The sequence below is a fragment of the Paenibacillus agilis genome (assembly GCF_007786455.1).
Taxonomy (GTDB): Bacteria; Bacillota; Bacilli; order Paenibacillales; family Paenibacillaceae; genus Paenibacillus_B; species Paenibacillus_B agilis.
On sequence record NZ_VNJK01000005.1, the window covers coordinates 101,264 to 120,086 of the forward strand.

15 protein-coding genes and 1 riboswitch are annotated in these 18,823 nt (G+C 43.2%); of the genes, 4 read left to right on the top strand and 11 right to left on the bottom strand.

All coding sequences use genetic code 11. From position 1 onward, the window contains the following. Positions 1 to 81: 81 nt before the first annotated feature. Positions 82 to 4,992 (bottom strand): cadherin-like beta sandwich domain-containing protein, encoded by a 4,911-nt coding sequence (locus FPZ44_RS23085; RefSeq protein WP_186786209.1) that lies wholly within the window; start codon positions 4,990 to 4,992, stop codon positions 82 to 84. Positions 4,993 to 5,224: 232 nt separating this feature from the next. On the opposite strand from FPZ44_RS23085, the gene FPZ44_RS23090 reads away from it, so the two are divergent. The 4 genes from FPZ44_RS23090 to FPZ44_RS23105 are packed head-to-tail and all read left to right on the top strand — an operon-like array spanning position 5,225 to position 7,303. Further along, positions 5,225 to 5,707 carry a GNAT family N-acetyltransferase gene (locus FPZ44_RS23090; protein WP_186786210.1) on the top strand — a complete coding sequence of 161 codons (483 nt, stop codon included), beginning with the start codon at positions 5,225 to 5,227 and terminating at the stop codon, positions 5,705 to 5,707. A 6-nt stretch (positions 5,708 to 5,713) separates the two neighbouring features. Continuing rightward, positions 5,714 to 6,214, top strand: coding sequence for a phage tail protein (locus FPZ44_RS23095; RefSeq protein ID WP_144994416.1), 501 nt, complete (start codon positions 5,714 to 5,716; stop codon positions 6,212 to 6,214). 24 nt (positions 6,215 to 6,238) lie between these two features. Next, positions 6,239 to 6,739 (top strand): phage tail protein, encoded by a 501-nt coding sequence (locus FPZ44_RS23100; RefSeq protein WP_144994418.1) that lies wholly within the window; start codon positions 6,239 to 6,241, stop codon positions 6,737 to 6,739. Positions 6,740 to 6,760: 21 nt separating this feature from the next. Next, positions 6,761 to 7,303 (top strand): phage tail protein, encoded by a 543-nt coding sequence (locus FPZ44_RS23105; protein ID WP_144994420.1) that lies wholly within the window; start codon positions 6,761 to 6,763, stop codon positions 7,301 to 7,303. A 192-nt stretch (positions 7,304 to 7,495) separates the two neighbouring features. On the opposite strand, the gene FPZ44_RS23110 is transcribed toward FPZ44_RS23105, so the two are convergent. The 10 genes from FPZ44_RS23110 to FPZ44_RS23155 all read right to left on the bottom strand — a co-directional run bounded on the left by FPZ44_RS23110 (position 7,496) and on the right by FPZ44_RS23155 (position 18,637). Beyond that, positions 7,496 to 8,725 (bottom strand): iron-containing alcohol dehydrogenase family protein, encoded by a 1,230-nt coding sequence (locus FPZ44_RS23110; protein ID WP_261378507.1) that lies wholly within the window; start codon positions 8,723 to 8,725, stop codon positions 7,496 to 7,498. 8 nt (positions 8,726 to 8,733) lie between these two features. Then, a complete protein-coding gene (locus FPZ44_RS23115) occupies positions 8,734 to 9,567 on the bottom strand; it encodes a MetQ/NlpA family ABC transporter substrate-binding protein (protein ID WP_186786211.1) in 834 nt (277 codons plus the stop codon). Between the two features lie 45 nt (positions 9,568 to 9,612). Beyond that, the gene (locus FPZ44_RS23120) at positions 9,613 to 10,281 is read right to left on the bottom strand and encodes a methionine ABC transporter permease (protein WP_418789205.1); all 669 of its coding nucleotides are present in this window, start codon (positions 10,279 to 10,281) and stop codon (positions 9,613 to 9,615) included. Beyond that, positions 10,274 to 11,284, bottom strand: coding sequence for a methionine ABC transporter ATP-binding protein (locus tag FPZ44_RS23125; protein ID WP_144994424.1), 1,011 nt, complete (start codon positions 11,282 to 11,284; stop codon positions 10,274 to 10,276). Before FPZ44_RS23125 ends, FPZ44_RS23120 begins: the two co-directional genes overlap by 8 nt. A gap of 111 nt (positions 11,285 to 11,395) precedes the next feature. Then, positions 11,396 to 11,504: riboswitch (SAM riboswitch) on the bottom strand. Between the two features lie 106 nt (positions 11,505 to 11,610). After that, entirely contained in the window at positions 11,611 to 12,486 is an 876-nt protein-coding gene (locus tag FPZ44_RS23130) for a radical SAM/SPASM domain-containing protein (protein WP_144994426.1), read from the bottom strand. Between the two features lie 215 nt (positions 12,487 to 12,701). Beyond that, complete coding sequence (locus FPZ44_RS23135; RefSeq protein WP_144994428.1) at positions 12,702 to 14,078, bottom strand: hypothetical protein; 1,377 nt, start codon at positions 14,076 to 14,078, stop codon at positions 12,702 to 12,704. Between the two features lie 282 nt (positions 14,079 to 14,360). Then, on the bottom strand, positions 14,361 to 14,702 hold the full coding sequence (locus FPZ44_RS23140; RefSeq protein ID WP_418789206.1) for an SH3 domain-containing protein: 342 nt from the start codon (positions 14,700 to 14,702) through the stop codon (positions 14,361 to 14,363). Between the two features lie 668 nt (positions 14,703 to 15,370). After that, positions 15,371 to 16,735 (bottom strand): hypothetical protein, encoded by a 1,365-nt coding sequence (locus FPZ44_RS23145; protein ID WP_144994430.1) that lies wholly within the window; start codon positions 16,733 to 16,735, stop codon positions 15,371 to 15,373. A 38-nt stretch (positions 16,736 to 16,773) separates the two neighbouring features. Beyond that, entirely contained in the window at positions 16,774 to 17,565 is a 792-nt protein-coding gene (locus FPZ44_RS23150) for a FlxA-like family protein (protein WP_144994432.1), read from the bottom strand. A gap of 208 nt (positions 17,566 to 17,773) precedes the next feature. After that, on the bottom strand, positions 17,774 to 18,637 hold the full coding sequence (locus tag FPZ44_RS23155; RefSeq protein WP_144994434.1) for a DUF6612 family protein: 864 nt from the start codon (positions 18,635 to 18,637) through the stop codon (positions 17,774 to 17,776). Between the last annotated feature and the right edge of the window lie 186 nt (positions 18,638 to 18,823).

Below are 18,823 nucleotides of genomic sequence, written 5' to 3' on the forward strand. Positions count from 1 at the left end.
GGGTTCCTCGAACATGCCTAGGAAATACAAAAGCGCTGTTGATTATTGGCATGATGCCAGTCAACAGCGCTTTTTCATTTATTATTGCTGCTTAAGCCATACTTCCTGGCCATCTTTTAGCAAAAATCGATGAGTCGTTGAAGCCTCCATAATGTCGTCGTATGCCCAATAAGTTGGCTGGACATCTTTCCATTTTGGCAGCGCATCTATAGATGAAGCCGTACGTCCAAGTATCTTATTGATTAGCACAACAACCTCTGCTCGTGTCAGGGATTGCTGTGGACGATACGTTCCATCTGGGAAGCCTTTCAATAGGTTAGCTTCTGAAGCTGTTTTAATATACTCCTCAGCCCAGTGACCTTTCACATCTGTAAAGCTCAATTGGTAAGCACCGCTATTCTTCAACTGCTTCAGCTTGCTCACGATAATAGCAATTTCAGCACGCGTCACAATTTGCTCTGGATGAAACTGACCATTTTTATCACCGATCATGAGCTTGCTTTGTGCAACTGCAGTAATATGTTTTTTCGCCCAATGCGATGCTTCTACATCCGTAAATGCCACATTTGCTGTCTGCTGTTTACTCTCTCCTGCTTGAAGGAACAGACGAGCTAATATGGAAGCAAGTTCAGCCCTTGTAATTCCTTGATTCGGTCGGAACGTTCCATCTTTATAGCCAAGTATATATGGTGCATGTTCCTTAGCTTCATTAATCATACGGATATCTAATTTCACAGCCGTATTTTTAACGTGAATGGATTGTTCAGATTGTTCCTTTCGGCTGTCATACGTTTTAAATCCTTCTTTTTCAGCGATGACATAATAGTCGCCTTCAGGGAAGAGCAGCCAGCCGAATTGACCTTCTGTATCACTGTGCTGAACATTCTCGTTATTTGATAATTTTTTCGAATCGATTCTCGGCAGCACCACTTGAGTACCTGGAACTCTACCTTTTTGTTTGTTAAGTGTCGTATCAGCCCAATATAAGCTCACCTTAGCTCCAGCAATAGGCTGTTGCGTTTTAGCATCTCGTACGATACTAAATGGATCGATGGCTTTTACTTTCATGACTGCCTTATCTGAGGAATTAACAACTAGCTCGCCTTCTGTGCCCACAAGTCTTTCCCCATTTGCTGAGGTTATCAATAAATATACACGATACGTGCCTGTTGATAAGGGCTTAAATGTAAAGGTGCCATCAGAGGCAATCACAATATTTTGCTGCAGTTGTTTGTTGCTAGTTGAATCGTAAATATCCGCAGATAATGGCAGGTTGGCATCAATTAAATGTCCGACAGGAACTTGAAGTATCGAACCATTTGCATCAATTACTTGAATGCTGCCCTTACTGTCTTTTGGTGTGTAACCACCTGAGCCATTGGATCCACCATTCGATGCTGAAGCTTCACGAGTAAGTGTTACTGAGTATAGCTTCGATGATCCATCTTGTGCGGTAACGAGTATCGTAATCGGATTCACTCCGACTTTTAGTGTAACTTTTACTGCACTTCCATTCGCTGCTACCGTTCCGTTTATCGTAATGGTTGCAGTGACATCTGCTGCAATTGCACTAATGTTTACTTCATACACAGCATTCGTAACCGTTGCTGTGTAGTTCGTTGTACTAGATGAAAATGACGGACTCAACGTTCCTGTACTCAACGTCAAGCTGCTCAAGTCTGCATTGCTTAGTAATGGCGGCGTTGATCGCGTAACCGTTACCGTATATGATTGCGTCGTACCATCCTGTGCTGTAACAAGTATGCTAATCGTGTTCGCCCCAATGGTGAGCGGGACTTTTACAGCAGTTCCATTTGCTGCTGCCGTTCCGTTTATCGTAATGGTGGCAGCTGCATCAGATGCTGTCGCACTCACGTGCACATCGTATACGGCATTCGTTACGCTTGCCTTATAGCTAGTTGTTCCAGACGCAAACACTGGACTCAACGTTCCGGCACTTAGCGTCAAGCTGGTCAAGTCCGCATTACTCGACGGCGGCACCGCTCTCGTCACTGTCACCGTATACGTCTTAGACGTTCCATCTTCTGCTGTCACGACTATCGTTATCGTGTTCGGACCTACGTTCAATGGCACTCGAGACGTGCTTCCACTTACTGTCGCTGCTCCATTTACCGTTACGGTCGCCTTGCTATCTGCTAACGTTGGCGTTACATCCAGCCCCGCTTCACTATTGGCTACACTTACCGTGTAGCTCGTTGTTCCCGGTGTAAATACGGGGTTCAACGTGCCTGCACTAAGCATCAGATCGCTTAACTCCGCATTGTTCGACTTCGCTCGCGTTATTGTTACTGTGTATGTTTTCGTCGTTCCATCTTCCGCAGTAACGACTACTGTAATCGGATTCGGACCCACATTCAACGCCACACGTGCTGCACCACCACTAACTGCAGTAGAACCATTCACTGTCAAACTCGCCTTGTTGTCCGCTACATCTGCCGTCACATCCAGCTCGGTCACATGATTTGCCACATTTGCTGTATAGCTCGTTGTTCCAGATACAAACACTGGATTTAGCGCCACAACGCTCAACGCCAAGTTACTCAAGTCTGCGTTACTCGACAACGGCACCGCTCTTGTTACTGTCACCGTGTATGTCTTCTTCGTTGTTCCATCTTGCGCTGTTACTTCGACTGCAATTGTATTCACTCCAACCGTTAACGCCACTCGCGATGTACTGCCGCTCGCCACACTCGCTCCGTTCACCTTCACAGTTGCGTTGCTGTCTGATACCGTCGCCGTTACATCCAGCTCTGTAACATTATTCGATACACTTGACGTATAATTCACCGTGCCTGACGCAAAGGCTGGGCTTAACACACCTGCGCTTATCGTCAAATTACTCAAGTCCGCATTGCCCGACTGCGCTCGTGTCACCGTCACCGTGTACGTCTTCTTCGTTGTTCCGTCTTGCGCTGTTACTTCGACTGCAATTGTATTCACTCCAACTGTTAACGCCACTCGCGATGTACTGCCGCTCGCCACTCTCGCTCCGTTCACCTTCACAGTTGCATTGCTGTCTGATACCGTCGCCGATACATCCAGCTCTGTTACACTATTCGATACACTTGCCGTATAGCTCGTGTTGCCTGTTGCAAAGGCTGGACTCAACGTTCCCTCACTCAGCGTTAAATTGTTCAAGTTCGCATTGCTTGACTGCGCTCGTGTCACCGTCACCGTGTATGTCTTCTTCGTTGTTCCATCTTGCGCTGTTACTTCGACTGCAATTGTATTCACTCCAACCGTTAACGCCACTCGCGATGCGCTGCCGCTCGCCACTCTCGCTCCGTTCACCTTCACAGTTGCATTGCTGTCTGATACCGTTGCCGTTACATCCAGCTCTGTTACACTATTCGATACACCTGACGTATAATTCACCGTACCTGACGCGAAGGTTGGGCTTATCGTGCCTGCGCTTATCGTCAAATTACTTAAATCCGCATTGCTCGACTGCGCTCGCGTTACCATTAAGGTGTACGTCTTTGTAGTTCCATCTTCCGCTGTAACGACTACCGTAACCGTATTTAGACCCACATTCAGTGGCACTCGTATTGCGCTACCACTTGTCACGGCAGCACTATTTACCTTTACGCTCGCCCTGTTATCCGATAGAAACGGTGTCACATTCAAATCTGTCACACCATTCGTTACATTTGCTGTATAGTTCAGCGTGCCTGACGCAAAGACCGGACTTAACACACCTGCGCTTATCGTCAAATTACTCAAGTCTGCATTGCTCGACTGCGCTCGTGTCACCATCACCGTGTACGTCTTCTTCGTTGTTCCGTCTTGTGCGGTTACTTCGACTGCAATTGTATTTACCCCAACCGTTAACGCTACTCGCGATGCGCTGCCACTCGCCACGCTCGCTCCATTCACCTTTACAGTTGCATTGCTCTCTACTACCGTTGCCGTCACATCAAGCTCCGTCACACTATTCGATACACTTGCCGTATAATTCACCGTACCTGACGCAAAGGCTGGATTTAATGTGCCCGTACTTAGCACCAAGTTGCTCAAATCCGCATTGATTGATAATGGCTGTGCCTGCGATAGCAAAAATCCATTTTGTCCCACGGCAACAAAGCGACCATTTCCATAAGCAGCATGTGTAAATCCGATAGTTCCCCCTGAACGCTCCTGCGTCCATGTCACGCCATTGTTTGAAGCTAAAATAAGCTCACTGTCACCAGGTACTATAAACTTGTTGTTACCATAAGCCACCGCATACAAGTTATTGCTCCCAGATGGAACCGATTGCTTGTTCCATCTAACTCCATCCGTTGACGTAAGTAATGTTCCATTGCCACCAACAACAACGTAAGTGCCATTACCATAAGCCACTCCCAGCAGCCACTCACTTACACCTGAATTCCTCTGCGTCCAACTAACACCATCCGTAGAAGTATAAATAATACCTGCATCTCCAACTGCTACGAATTGCCCACCACCGTAGGTCAAAGAATAAAAATTCAATGTACCATGCTTCGAGCTCGTCCATGTATGACCGTCAGAAGAGGTGAGTATTCTACCGGTATCCCCTACTACAACATATCTCTGACCATCGGTTGCTGCAGCGCTCAATGTTTCTGTTACTCCTGAATTCCTTAGTGTCCAAGTCAGTCCATCTAAGGAACTATACATTCTCCCACTGTAACCGACCGTAAGCCATTGATCTCGCACATACTGCACACCAAGTGTATTTGTTGGTAATGTTGCCTGGTTGCTCCACGAGATTCCATCAATAGACGTAACCACTTCACGGTTATTGCTCACCGCGATCCAACGCCCATTGCCATAAGCTACATTGTTGAGCATCGTACTCGTGCCTGAAGAGTATGACGACCAAGATGTAGTTGCCTGTGCAACCCCGCCTACTGCTCCTAAGCTACCTACTAAAACCGTAATAAAACATAGCGCCCCAATCCCTATCCGTCGCCATAAATGATAGTTGCTAACTCTACTTCTTCTCATATCTTTGTTCCACCTCGTACTAGTATGATTGCTTCGACAAGATGTGACAGTTATATATGTACAACTTAACATATTACAACTTTTTCCAGTGATGTTAACACTCATTATATACGACACCTATACTTTATTCACGCAAAAAAATATATACTTCCTACTTTTTTTCATCGGTAACTATGATATATTCATATTGTAATTCCACATTTTTCTATCAATATCGACAGGAGGTGACATTTTGCAGTGCAGACCCGCTTGCAGCGAAGATGAGCCGTATTTATTTGAGCTCTATGCTGATAGTCGTAGGGAAGAAATCCTTACCTGGGGATGGGACGAATTAACTAGAGATGCTTTTCTACAAATGCAGTGGAAAGCTCAGCAGCTCTCTTATGCCGCACAATATCCAGACGCGCAGCATTTCATCATAGCAACAAAAGAGCATATTCCAGTGGGTCGCTATATTTTGTGGAGTTCCAACCAGCATATCATCCTAGTAGATCTCACCATACATCATCAGTATCGCAACCAAGGCCTAGGGACATCTATTCTTACGATGCTGCAAGCTGAAGCCATACATACAAGCAAACCTATCGTTCTATCTGTATTCGAGCACAACATTACTGCGAAACGACTGTATGAACGACTTGGTTTCTGTATAATCCAGAACACAGGACTATATGCAACAATGACATGGACCCCTCATCCACCTATTAAGGAGTGACGTTCAATTATGGATAGCTATGTTGGAGAAATTCGAATGTTTGGGGGCAACTTTGCACCCCAAGGTTGGGCATTATGTAATGGACAGATAATAAGTATTGCGGAAAATGAAGTATTATTTTCGTTAATAGGCACCACATACGGTGGAGATGGCAGAACGACATTTGCTTTACCTGATCTGCGTGGACGTATTCCGCTTCACACCAGTAATACACTTCCACTTGGCAGCAAGGCAGGAACCGAAACCGTAACTCTAATTAGCAGTCAACTGCCCGCGCATACGCATCAAGTCATGTCAGTTGGCGCAGCTGGACAAAGTGCGTCACCTACTAATATGTTATGGGCTGCGTCTCCAGCTCCCATCTACGGACAATCAAGCACGACAGTTAATATGAACAATCAATCCATTTGGACAGTTGGCGGCAACCAACCTCATGACAACATGATGCCTACCACAGCAATTTCATTTATTATCTCGCTTTATGGATATTATCCCTCACAAGGCTAAACACGTATAAAGGAGGCATTCATTATGGCTGAGCCATTTTTAGGAGAAATCAAATTATTCCCCATCAATTATGCCCCACGAGGCTGGGCTGCTTGCAACGGCCAAATCCTTCAAATTAATCAAAACCAAGCACTCTATTCATTACTAGGAAACAAGTATGGAGGGGACGGAAGAACAACCTTCGCGCTGCCCGATTTGCGCGGTCGTGTTCCGATCCACAATTCACAACAAATTCCACTAGGACAGTCGGCTGGGGAAGAAGTACATACCCTTACTATAAACGAAATGCCTATGCATACTCATATGGCTCAGGCATCATCCAATCAGGCAACTGCTGTTTCAGCACAAAATAATGCTTGGTCCGATGCAGCAGACAATTACAAAGACACATTACCGCAAAGTGTGCCGATGGCGGCCAACGCGCTTTCTACTGCTGGTCAATCACAAGCTCATAACAATATGCAGCCTTACCTTGCTTTACAATTTTGTATTGCAGTAACCGGGATATATCCATCCCGCGGTTAATCATATTAGGAGGGTACTATTATGGCTGAAGCATATCTTGGTGAAATTCGCATTTTCTCAGGAAACTTTGCTCCACAGGGATGGGAATTGTGCAATGGACAATTGATGCCAATTGCACAATATACTGCGCTATACTCTATTCTCGGTGTCCAATACGGTGGAGACGGTAGATCAACGTTTGCTCTCCCTAACCTCATGGGACAAGCACCCATGCATCAAGGTGATGGACCTGGCTTGACACCACGAACCATTGGTGAACAAAATGGAAGCCCAACAGTTACATTACTAGAGACTGCAATACCTTCACATACCCATATTCCACAAGCAATTAATGATGTGGGCTCAAGCAACAATCCTGCGAATCAGATATGGGCACAATCACCTAAGCAAGGTCGCCCAGGACGTGAAGAGCAAAATCCGCTGTATGATACGACCATCAATACAACATTGTCACCTCACGCATTGTATCCAACAGGCGGTTCTCAACCGCACAACAATATGCAGCCTTATCTTGCGCAAACCTTTATCATTTGTATGAATGGTGTATTTCCGCCCCGCGGTTAAGCCTACATAGTAAATAGAAAAGGGCAGAGCTCCTTCTAGCCAACTAGCTAGGATGCTCTGCCTTATCTTTTTCCAATAAAATAACATGTCGATCAGACTATTCTCTTATGCGGAAAATAACCTTTGCCCTCGGATACAACATGCCACCTATTTTACCGATAATTAAGTAACTTTTCATGCAACCGGTTCGTGCTATTCCCCATCGCTTTCACTATCAAAATGTTGAGAAACTTGTTCCAGACGCAATATCGCCTCATATACCCGCTCCGCCGTTATTCTATCACCCATCAAATGAATAGACTCCTGCGGACTCGTCGTACCAGACGCCACTTGTCTCAATAACAACTCATCCTGAACAGATAGCCCTAGATGCGACAATTGATAAGGAAGATTCATGCTTTGATAGTATGGGAGCAGCTTTTCTACTTCTGCTAGGTTTCCCTCCAACACCAACTGCACAAGAATGCCATAGGCAACTTTGTCGCCATGCAGCAGATGATGAGTAGATGGAGCAACTGTCAGTCCATTATGAACGGAATGCGCTCCTGCAATGCGGCCTAGATGATCACCAAAGCCACCGACCATACCACCCGTCATAATAATCGTCTCCAGCACTTTTACAAATGCAAATGATAGCTCTCCGCGTTTCGCATCGGCGATACTTTGCCAACCATGTTCCAAAAGCACACTTTGACATAATCGTGCCGTAAGATGAGCAATTTGCACCGCAGCAACAGGCGCTTCCAGCTTGCGTATAAGTGCATCTGCCTCATACCATTTTGCCAATGTATCCGCGATGCCCGCACGTAAATAATCAACAGGCGCTTCCAAGGAAATACGCGGCTCTACAAGTATCATTAACGAGCTTTTTGGAAATATCGTATAGTGCGTAAACTGCCCCTGTTCGTTATAAAATACGCTCAGCGGCGTCCAAGCCGCACAATTCGAAGCCAGCGTCGGTACCATAATAACTTCCAACTTTGCTTCACACGCCGCCGCTTTGGCTACATCAAGTACTTTACCGCCACCAATCGCAACGATTACATCTGCACGCTCATTTCGAGCAGCTTGTGCTAGCCGAGATGCTTCGGCTAACGTGCATTCTCCTTGATAGCGAACATAGATAAGGGAAAGGGATGGATCATCCCCCTCCTTAACAAGCTCATCTATCAATTCTTCACTCAGCCCATGCTCGAAAGCCCGTTGGAGCTCCTGATCCTGATTGTGCTCCTCTGTTTGCTTCAGTTGAGGCAGATAAGGCTGCGCAGCCTGTAAAGAGCGATCGCCGTGAATGACGAGTACTCTGCGAAAACTATAGGGCTGCAGCAATGACTCCAACCTGCTCAAAATCCCGTCTTCACAATAGTAAAGAGCAGGCGCGCCTCTGACGACAATTCGTTGATCCAACGCTGACGCTGTCACGATGTCACTCACTTCCTTTTCAACATCCACTCAGGCTTGCCAAAGCCTTTAAAATTCTCATCAATCGCTTTCTCGAATTCCGGTGATTCTACAGCTGCCTTCAACGCTTTTGCAAATGGCTTCTCTAGGTCAGCCGTGTTTACAACGACACGGTTACGATAGTCGTCCGGCATCTCTTCCAACTGTAGAGCCTTCAGCAAATCCATCTTCGCTGCAAGTGCGAAGTTACCTGGAACTAAGGACAGGTCAACACTATCTACCGCGCGCGGTAATTGTCCCGCTTCGATCGGTTGGAAAACAAGCTGCTTCGGATTATCTTTCACGTCTTTTTCAGATACACGCAGCGGATCAACGTTGCTGTCTACTGTAACCAAGCCTGCATCTTGCAGCAAACCGAGCGTACGAGCCAAGTTCGTCGGATCGTTCGCTACCGCTACAGTGCTTCCTTCGGCAATCTCTTCTAGAGATTTATATTTGTTCGAGTAAATACCCATTGGGGCTGTCGGTACGATAACAAGCTCAGACAACTGGAGACCGTTTTCTTTCGCGAAGTTTTCCATATAAATTTTGTGCTGGAACAAGTTCGCATGCAATTCTCCATTTCCAAGCGCACGGTTTGGCTGAACATAGTCAGCAAACTCAATCACTTCGATCGTATACCCTTGTTTCTCCATAATCGGTTTAATAACTTTCGTAACCATATCACTGTACGGTCCAGCTGTTGCGCCAATTTTCAGCGCTTTCGTATCTTCATTTGTAGAGCCAGACTTGTCAGATGAACCGCAACCTGCCAGCAAGCCAATCGTTAAAATGACGGATAAAATAAGTGCAAATTTTTTCATGATAATACCCCTCCACCTTTTATTAAACCGTAAAATATATGTGCCTTAACGCTTGTCCACTTTTTTCGCGATGAAGTCACCGCCGTATTGAATGAGCTGTACTAAGCAAATAAGAATGACAACGGTTGTAAACATAATCGTGTCGTCATAGCGATTGTAGCCGAAGCGAATTGCCAAATCCCCGATACCGCCGCCACCGATAATACCAGCCATAGCTGAGTAAGCAACCAAGCTAATCGCTGTAATATTGATACCTTGGATAATACCTGGCTTTGCTTCAGGAAGCAGCACGTCTTTAATAATCATCCATGGGGTTGCGCCAATTGAAACCGCAGCTTCAATGACTCCTTTATCAATTTCACGCAAAGCTTGCTCTACTAACCTAGCAAAGAACGGAATTGCAGCGACCGACAAGGATACCGATGCAGCCGTAGGACCAATCGTTGTCCCTGTAATCATCTTCGTCAATGGGAACAATAGCACCATCAAAATAATAAATGGAATGGAACGAATCATATTTACAACGAAACCTAGAATGTTCTTTACAGCCACATTTTCAAGAAATAATCCACGATCCGTCACGAACAGCACAATCCCAATCGGTAATCCGACGACAATGGCTGCCGCAAGCGAAACCCCTACCATGTAAAGTGTCTGGAAAAATGATTTATTTAAATCCGGCAGTATTTCAATCACAGATGAAAAGTCAAACATGATGCAGCACCTCCACGCGATGCGTTCGTTTCGCAATATAATCAATCGCCCGCTGTACTTCAGCATCGTCTCCTAATAACTCCAAAATAAGAATGCCTAAAGGATTGTCATGGATGTACTCAATCTTGCCGTGTAAAATGTTACCCCTAACATCGAACGCACGAAGCACTTCAGTAATGACTGCTTCTTCTGCTTGCGGAGCAACGAAGTGAATTTTGACAATGGTTCCTTGGCATTGCTTCAACATGCGTTCTGGCAGCTCGAATTGGAACAAGCTCTTCATAAACGACTGCGTAGTCGAATGCTTCGGATCAGAGAATGTATCATATACCTTCCCTTCTTCGACGATAATACCATTTTGCATGACAGCCATCCGATCACATATATCCTTCACAACTTCCATCTCATGTGTAATGAGTACAATCGTCAGCTGAAGTTCCCGATTAATCTTCTTCAACAGTTCTAGAATCGACTGCGTCGTCTCTGGATCAAGAGCTGAAGTCGCTTCATCACATAACAGCACATGCGGATCATTTGCCAATGCCCGTGCAATACCAACGCGCTGCTTCTGTCCGCCGCTCAACTGCGCAGGATATGCATCCCGCTTATCCGCAAGTCCAACCATCTCGAGAAGTTCAGTAACTCGCGCTTCGATCTCTTGCGGAGACTTACGATTCGCTTTGAGCGCGAATGCAATATTTTCATAGACGGTCTTCGCACGTATCAAATGAAAATGTTGAAAGATCATCCCAATCTTCAGGCGTGCTTGGCGCAGCTGCTCTCCCTTGAGCGTCGTCAGATCGACACCGTCTACGAACACATGCCCTGAAGTCGGCTCTTCCAGCAAGTTGATACAGCGCAGCAACGAGCTTTTCCCCGCTCCACTGCGTCCGATGATGCCGAAAATCTCTCCTTTTTGAATTGTTAAGGAGACATTGTTTACTCCGAGCACCGTTGCTTTCTTGCTCTTGTACTCTTTTACGAGATTCTGTATCTCGATCATCTCTCTCACCCCATTGCTTCATTCTCGCTGCTTAGCCAGTACGTATAGTCCCTTCTGTATACAAAAAAACCTCTTTCGCTAGAGAAAGAGGTTAGACTTGTGTCATTGGCTAACTTATCTCTCAGAATGGTTCACATTCCGTAGGATTTAGCACCGTTTACTCGATGGTAAGGTTGCCGGACGTCACAGGGCCTATTCCCTCAGTCACTCTTGATAAGGTAAAAATATGAAGTTGCATTGAAAGAAATATTACACACATATGAAAAAGTTGTCAATCAAAATTTTTAAATAAAATCTTGTGGGTTTCGTTCGGTCACATTTATCGATTACGTTCCGAAACGCTGTCTATATCCGCACCTGCGGCATAATTCTTCTACCGCTTCACGGTTGGAAAAACCGTAATACAAATTGTTCGCTCGTTCCCCATCGATGATTTCCGTAAATGTTTTCTCATGCACATTGCCCAAATTGATGACACCTTCGCCATCCAGACAGCACGGAACAACCGTACCATCGACCAGTACAGCCGCTTGGCTGCGCAGCGCATAACAGAACCCTTTCCCATCATCCTCTGGTGCATCCAGACTCGGCCATTGGAACTCATGGTCTTGATTCAAATACACGCGATTCGCTATTTTAACACCACTGCCTGGAACGACTTTTTCCTCAATCTTAAAGTCGAGGTCAAATTCCTTCTCCAATACTTCCAACGTCTCGCGGTTGCGCTGCTTCTCCAGATTCGTCATATTGTCCTGCGTCAAATTCCACAAACGGAACGAGAAAATAACTTTATGTTCTTCTGCTTCACGAACGAACGAGAGAATTTCACGCAAATATTTCTCCCGATTCTCAGAACCGATATGACCATCGAAGCTGTGCAGCGAGAAATTCATTTGGCGCAGCGCAGGCTTGCCGAGCAGCTTATGTTTATTTTTCGTAATTAACGTCCCGTTTGTCGTAATATTGACCTTAAGCCCTTTCGCATGTGCAGCATCCAGAAGCTCATCAATCTTCGGATGAAGCAAAGGCTCGCCTTTAACATGGAGATAAATAAAATCTGTATGCGGCTTTACTTGATCAAGTACGTGATTGAACGTATCGAGCTTGATGAAGCCTTTCGCCCTTTCGGTAGGTGGGCAAAAGGTACAAGCCAAATTGCATATGCTCGTAATTTCAATGTAAACCTTTTTAAATTGTCTCAACGGCAGTTCCTCATTCCTCATCTGTCTCTATATGTGTACGCATAACGTTATTTTTTAAATGACTACACCTAACTTTACTATAGTCTGGCTGTAATATGAAGTGTACGGCTCTGAACTGGCTTTATAAACAGCTAAAAAGCCCAAGCAGTATCTTCTGCTTGAGCTGTCTCCTATTTCCACCTTATTGTGCATAGCAATATATATGTATGCCCCTCTTACTGACCTGTACGAAGCAAGCTAATCTGATTGTTCGTATAATTAATCAGCATCACTTGTGTAGAATCAGTCCATATCAGACGTGTATGATCGGGAACGATTACTTGAAGTACATTACGTATAGGCTTTATAACGCCGACATAATAATGAAATTTGTTATTTTTGTCATTCCAACCACTTACATATCTCTCTGTATAAAATGTGCCATCTGTAAAAATAGTCATTTCTTCATTTACTGGTTCTTTTGCGAGCTTAACAGACTTCGTCAGCTTCCCATCGTTAACCTCTGCAAGCGTAGCGGCTTTGTAATCAAAGGCATATAATTGATCACCGAAAATTTTATAGGACATAGAATCTGGCGTCTGCGCTTTATGCGTCCACAACAATTTACCATGCTTCGAAAAAACACTTATTTGGGCAAAGCGAGGCGCCTTTTCTTTTGTTTTGTCATAGATATCTGCAAACACTACGAATTTGCCATCTGGAAAAAATTGAGTTCTCCGCATTTTTTCTACTTCATTTTTTTTCAACTTCCCTTGTTTATGTTTGTATGTATACTTCCACAATACCTTATCAGCTTCATCTCGCACACCAATCGTTGACTTCGAATTATCTTCATCCCAACGTACTACGTACACATATTCATTTTTATCAAAATGGATTAAGGGACCATGACGTTCTGCTGTCTTTAATAGATTTCCCTTACTATCATAGTATCTCAAAATGGTTTTAATATAATCAAAACCTTGCAAAGACGATGTCATTAAACTGCCATCAGATAATAACCATGGTCCTGGTCCTGCTCCATCAAAATAGATTTTATTTGATAATGGAGATATGATTTTTCTTGTAATTTTACCTGTTGATGACTGTATCGTTAGCAGCGCATCATTGACCTCTTTAATATGGGCGAATTCATTTCCAAATTCGTTAGTCCCTTTAGAAAGAATCTCAAAAATGACACCGGATATAAATATTTCTCCGTTACGCTGAATGATCAATTCTTTTGTAGATGGTTCGTAATCTCCCTCAAAAATTCCTGTTAAAGATGTTGTCCATATTAACTCGCCCGTTGTAAAATCATAACTTGCTAATCCGTATTCTTCATTGTCTACAGAGTACATGACAACCAACATATTGTGTTTCTTATCTACAAGCGTATTTTCAATTTGCCAGTCTTTTGAAAGTTGGAACTTCCATGCTGTGGAATAGTAGACGGGTTTCATCTTACCTGAACCATCAGGCCTCAAAAAAGTGTAGGCTCCTGCTCCTCCCTTACTACTCGCACTTGCTGACTCTACAGGTACAAAGGTAGCAATAATTACGATTAATAACAGAGTTAATCCTGTGCGAAACCTACGAAGTAACTTTCTCATGATGCATCCCCTTTTCACTCATGATGTGACTGAACTACAACTTCATTTGGATATTTTTAACTCACAACTCTTAATATATCGGTTTTATTTCGCAAAATATAGTTACTATATAAAAAAGCCAGAAATAAGCATACAGATTTCTCTGCATCTCATTTCCAGCCTTTTAAACCATGTCTTACTCTACGGCCCCACACCATAGAATTTACAATAATGAGAATGAAAGAAGTTAAAGAAGTAAAGTGTTAAAGAAGAAAGGATAAGAAGGTTTTTCTAAGAGGAGATTTAGCACTTAGGTACAACTGGTTGGTCAGAGCCTGTATACACGTATGTGTCTGAGATGTATCCGAATTTACCATTGTAATATGCCCAGTTCCAAACGTTGCTTGTGCCGTACTTACCAGTTACTGTTTGACCTCTGTCATAACAATAGAGGTAAACATTTTGTCCACTAGGAACAGATGTAACTACTCCTGCACTCGTATTTGTACCTGACCGGAGATTAACTGGGGTTCCGGAATTCGTATTTACTTGGTACCATCCCGCTGCTGCATAAATAGATGTTGCAGAAACTAAAGATACAACTGCTGCTACCATAGTAGCTTTCCACTTTTTAGAAATAGCCATAGATACACACTCCTAGAATATTAGTTTTGTTAATACAAAATTAAAACAAAAATCCTAATTAGTGGAGCCGTGATCATAGTATATCTATTTGCAAATAATATACAATAGTATTTCAGCATTAGATAATTAATTCCTCATTTTGGCCTATTTATGACCTACTATTATTAGATCAATGGTTAAATAGAATGAACATTATAGTAGTTAATGCGGCACATAATCTAGTTGTGATCTATATCATAGGATGCCGCATCCCGTGGCACTGCTTGGTTTTTTACACTCGAACATCGATACTAGTTCAAATAGCCTCTTGTGCTTGGTGCTTCACTCTGTTAATCTCTTTGGTATTTGTCCCGCTATGTCCTACCAACTCAAACGCCTGGTTCACTTCTCCTACACTTCCATTTTGTAAAAAAACCGCATGTTATCATGAGTAACGAGTGAACTTAGAGGGAGAACTATGAAATAATCGAAAGGCTACGACATCAGCACAGCATTGCACGCCTTTTGGCCATTGGATGAATCAACGCGCACCGTACGAATACCGGTGCGCGTTGGCGGCATAGCTTTTTTAATGTCTACTTGACAGGGGCATGACCACACATTGTTTTACGCTTGAGCTTTTCCTCTTTTTTGCGAGCTAGTATGCTCAACTTGTGGCAAATGCTACCTTACTTCGCAATCCTAAGCAAGCTAATCTGGATAGTATTATTATAATGGATTAACAATACCTTATCCTTATCAGCCCACGCCAGCTCTATTTCACTTGGAACTGTCGCTTTATAAAGGTAATACGATGGCTTAACTGCGCCAATATAGTAGTCATTTTGATCTGCACCGCTATTATATTTTTCAAGTCCCTGTCCGAAGAACGAGCCATCAGGGAGAATTTCCAACTCCCTAATTCCTTCATTTGCAAGTTTGGCCGGACCCAACATTTTCCCATTATCTATCTCCACTATCGTTTCAGCGATATGGTTAATAGCGTACAATTGAGTGCCTATAGTCTTATAGGTTAGATAGGCTGATTTCGTTTTATGCATCCATAACAATTTACCTTGTTTTGAAAACATATATATTAGTGAATCTGGTCGTGCATTTTCTTTTGTCTTGTCAGAGATCTCTGCATACAAATAAAATCGTCCATCTGGCATGAAAAATGGTCCGCTTACTTCTTCTTCTTCATTCTTTTGTAATTTTCCTTGCTTGTACTTGTAAGTATATTGACGGAGAACTTTGCCCGCCTCATTTTTCACTATTATCGCATCTGTCGAGCTGTATTTGTCTGTATCTAATAAATACACATATTCATTAGCAGAAACATGCATTAGCAGACCATCACGCTCTACTACTTTCAGCAGATTTCCTTTGTCATCATAGTATCCTAATGTTGTATTATTCAATGTTCCACTCGTCAAACCCGCCACCATTAATCTCCCGTCGGGTAAAAGCCAAGGACCTACCTCTAAAAATTTAGGAGTATAGTCCGGTGCTGGATAAGTAATTTTTCTTATTATCTTGCCTGTTGTTACCTGTATCGCTAACACTGTTTTGCTAACCCGAGTCCGATTTTCTAAGGCATACTCTGTATTAGCGAATACTGTCCGCTCTTCATAGATATCGCCTGTGATAAAAACTTCTCCATTAGACTCAAGCTTTAATGTCTCTGTGGATGTTTCGTAATCTCCCTTAAAAATGTTTACTAATGACTTTTTCCATTTCTGCTTGCCTGTTGTAAGATCATAAACAACTAAACCGTGATCTTGGCTTTCCGTATCGTACATAACCATTACGATGTTGAGCTTCTTATCTACAAGTGTATCTGTAATACTCCAGCCTTCCGGAATTGGAATCTTCCAAGCAGTGGAGTAGGCAGCGGCCTTCATCTTCCCTGAACCATCAGGCTTCAAAAAAGTGTAGGCACCCGCTCCTCCCTTACTACTCGCACTTACCAACTCTATAGGTACAATGAAGGAAATTATTACAACTAATAACAAAGTCAATCCTGTGCGAAACATACGAAACAACTTTCTCATGATAAATCCCCTTTTAATTATCTATATCATTTTAAAATTTATATACGAATATCAAGACTCCCTTTTGCAGAATCCTGCTCGTGACTGATATTGTTTTCTTTTTTCTTTGTTGATGAATTACTCTGATCTAAGAGCTGAGCTTGCTCCGTTCCTCCAACCTGATAGTTATCCATTTGATTATTTTGCTCAGTATTCTTATCTCCGTTTTCTTGCAAAGCTTCTTGAATGTCTGCCATCGTCTTGGAGATCTTCTGATCTAGGCTCCTTATTTTAGACTCGACTTCGAGCGCTTCTTCCGTTTTTTGCTTAAATATCGTCATTTCTGCATTTGCTCTCATTTCCGATCTAGTGGCAGCTTCTTCTCCTGCTTCTCCGCCTTTCATCTGCAACCGCCCTAGCCTAACCTCACCTTTCAAATTGGTCGCTTCCCCATGCAGCTTCGTTCGAACACCTGTAAGTTGTCCTAAACTATTGTATAAGGAACCCACTTCTATTAGATGCTCCATAGCCGGAGTGGATGATGGCTCCATATTTACCTCATTGGACGATTTGCTCTGGGGGAATGAAGACGAGGCTCCCTCTTTTCGTTTTTCGGCCTGTTCCATTCTTATTTGTGTCATTTGCGCCTCGATAGTTTGTAGTTGAGTTGTTAGCGTCTCAACTCGCTGCGTCTTCAGCTTATCATCCAACTCTTGGTCCGCTTTCACTTCAGCTATTTGTTCATGAATATTATTCTTCTGCCTCACTAGAGCTTGAATTTCTCTGTCCGCCATACTCAATGTATTCGTTCGATACGATGATTTACTAGAAAAGTTATCAATTCGAGTCATCTGAATACCTCCGTTTTTGGAATCTGTTTTAACCTAATCACAACCAAACTTATCCTTACATATATCGGCTTCACAAAAGAATTTAATGAATTTAAATACAAAAACCCCACCTATTACCTTCTCTTTCTCTTTAAAAGTAAGTGTTACATTCAATTTGGCAAACAAAAAACCGCCAAGCCTGATAGGCTCAGCGGTCTCGTTCGTCTTATTATTGTTTCGCGCTATCAATAACCTCTTGCGGCACTTTGATTTCACCAATCTCATTATGCTTGGAGAACGTTGATTTCATATCCATCACCAAGCTCATTTTTTGCCCGCCTTCTTCCATTGTCAAATCCATAACCATGTCAGATTTTGTGGGCAAGAATGTTTCTTTATTCACAGCAAATGAAAGCTTTACACTCTTAATATTCATTTGCTCGATCATTGCTAATGTTTGCGGATCTTTACCACTTGCAGATTGACTCATTACTTTCTTAACCATTTCCTTCATTCCGTCACCGGACAAGTCAGCATTCATAACATACTGATCGCCTTCTTCAGTTACTTTCATATCTTTTGCAGCGGAACGGAAAGCTTCAAACTGCTGCTCCGGACTAATTTGTCCTTGTACTTGAGCCAACAATTCAGCTTCAGCATCTTTAGGAAGCTTCACCCAAGCACCATCTACTTCTACAAACATACCCTCTTTAGCGATATATTGTTTAATATTTTGCTCTTGACCAGCGATAGACATTTTCATTTCTTGATAGAGATGCATTGGCTCTTTTGTAATCTCACTCTTCAACGAGATTTCGACCTTTTGCTCTTGCTTCTGATCGCCTTCACCAACGGTAATATTTTGCTTAATCGTACCTTCCATTGCAAAATTCTTGGATGTCTTACCTGCTTCAACTGTCTTCGTGATAAGTTCATCAGCTGTTGGTAGTGCTGCAGCTGGCTGCTGTTGTGTCTCTGTCGCAGCTGGCTTATTGTCTGTAGTTGTGCTGCCAGTTGCCCCCTTATCATTTCCACAAGCCGTAATACCTAATACGAGAATTGCGCTAAGTAGTGCTACTGTCCATTTCTTCAAAACAAGTTCCTCCCAAGAATTGTATTCACCTAATATTACCCAATCTTTCGATAGGAACACAGGTAATTAAGGCCCAACAAGACAAAATCCGAGTACTAAATATGTAGTTATTTGGAACTAATTGTCTCATTCTACAATTTTCATATGGGCTAAAGAACTGAATATCGATACACTTTGTTACCTTTA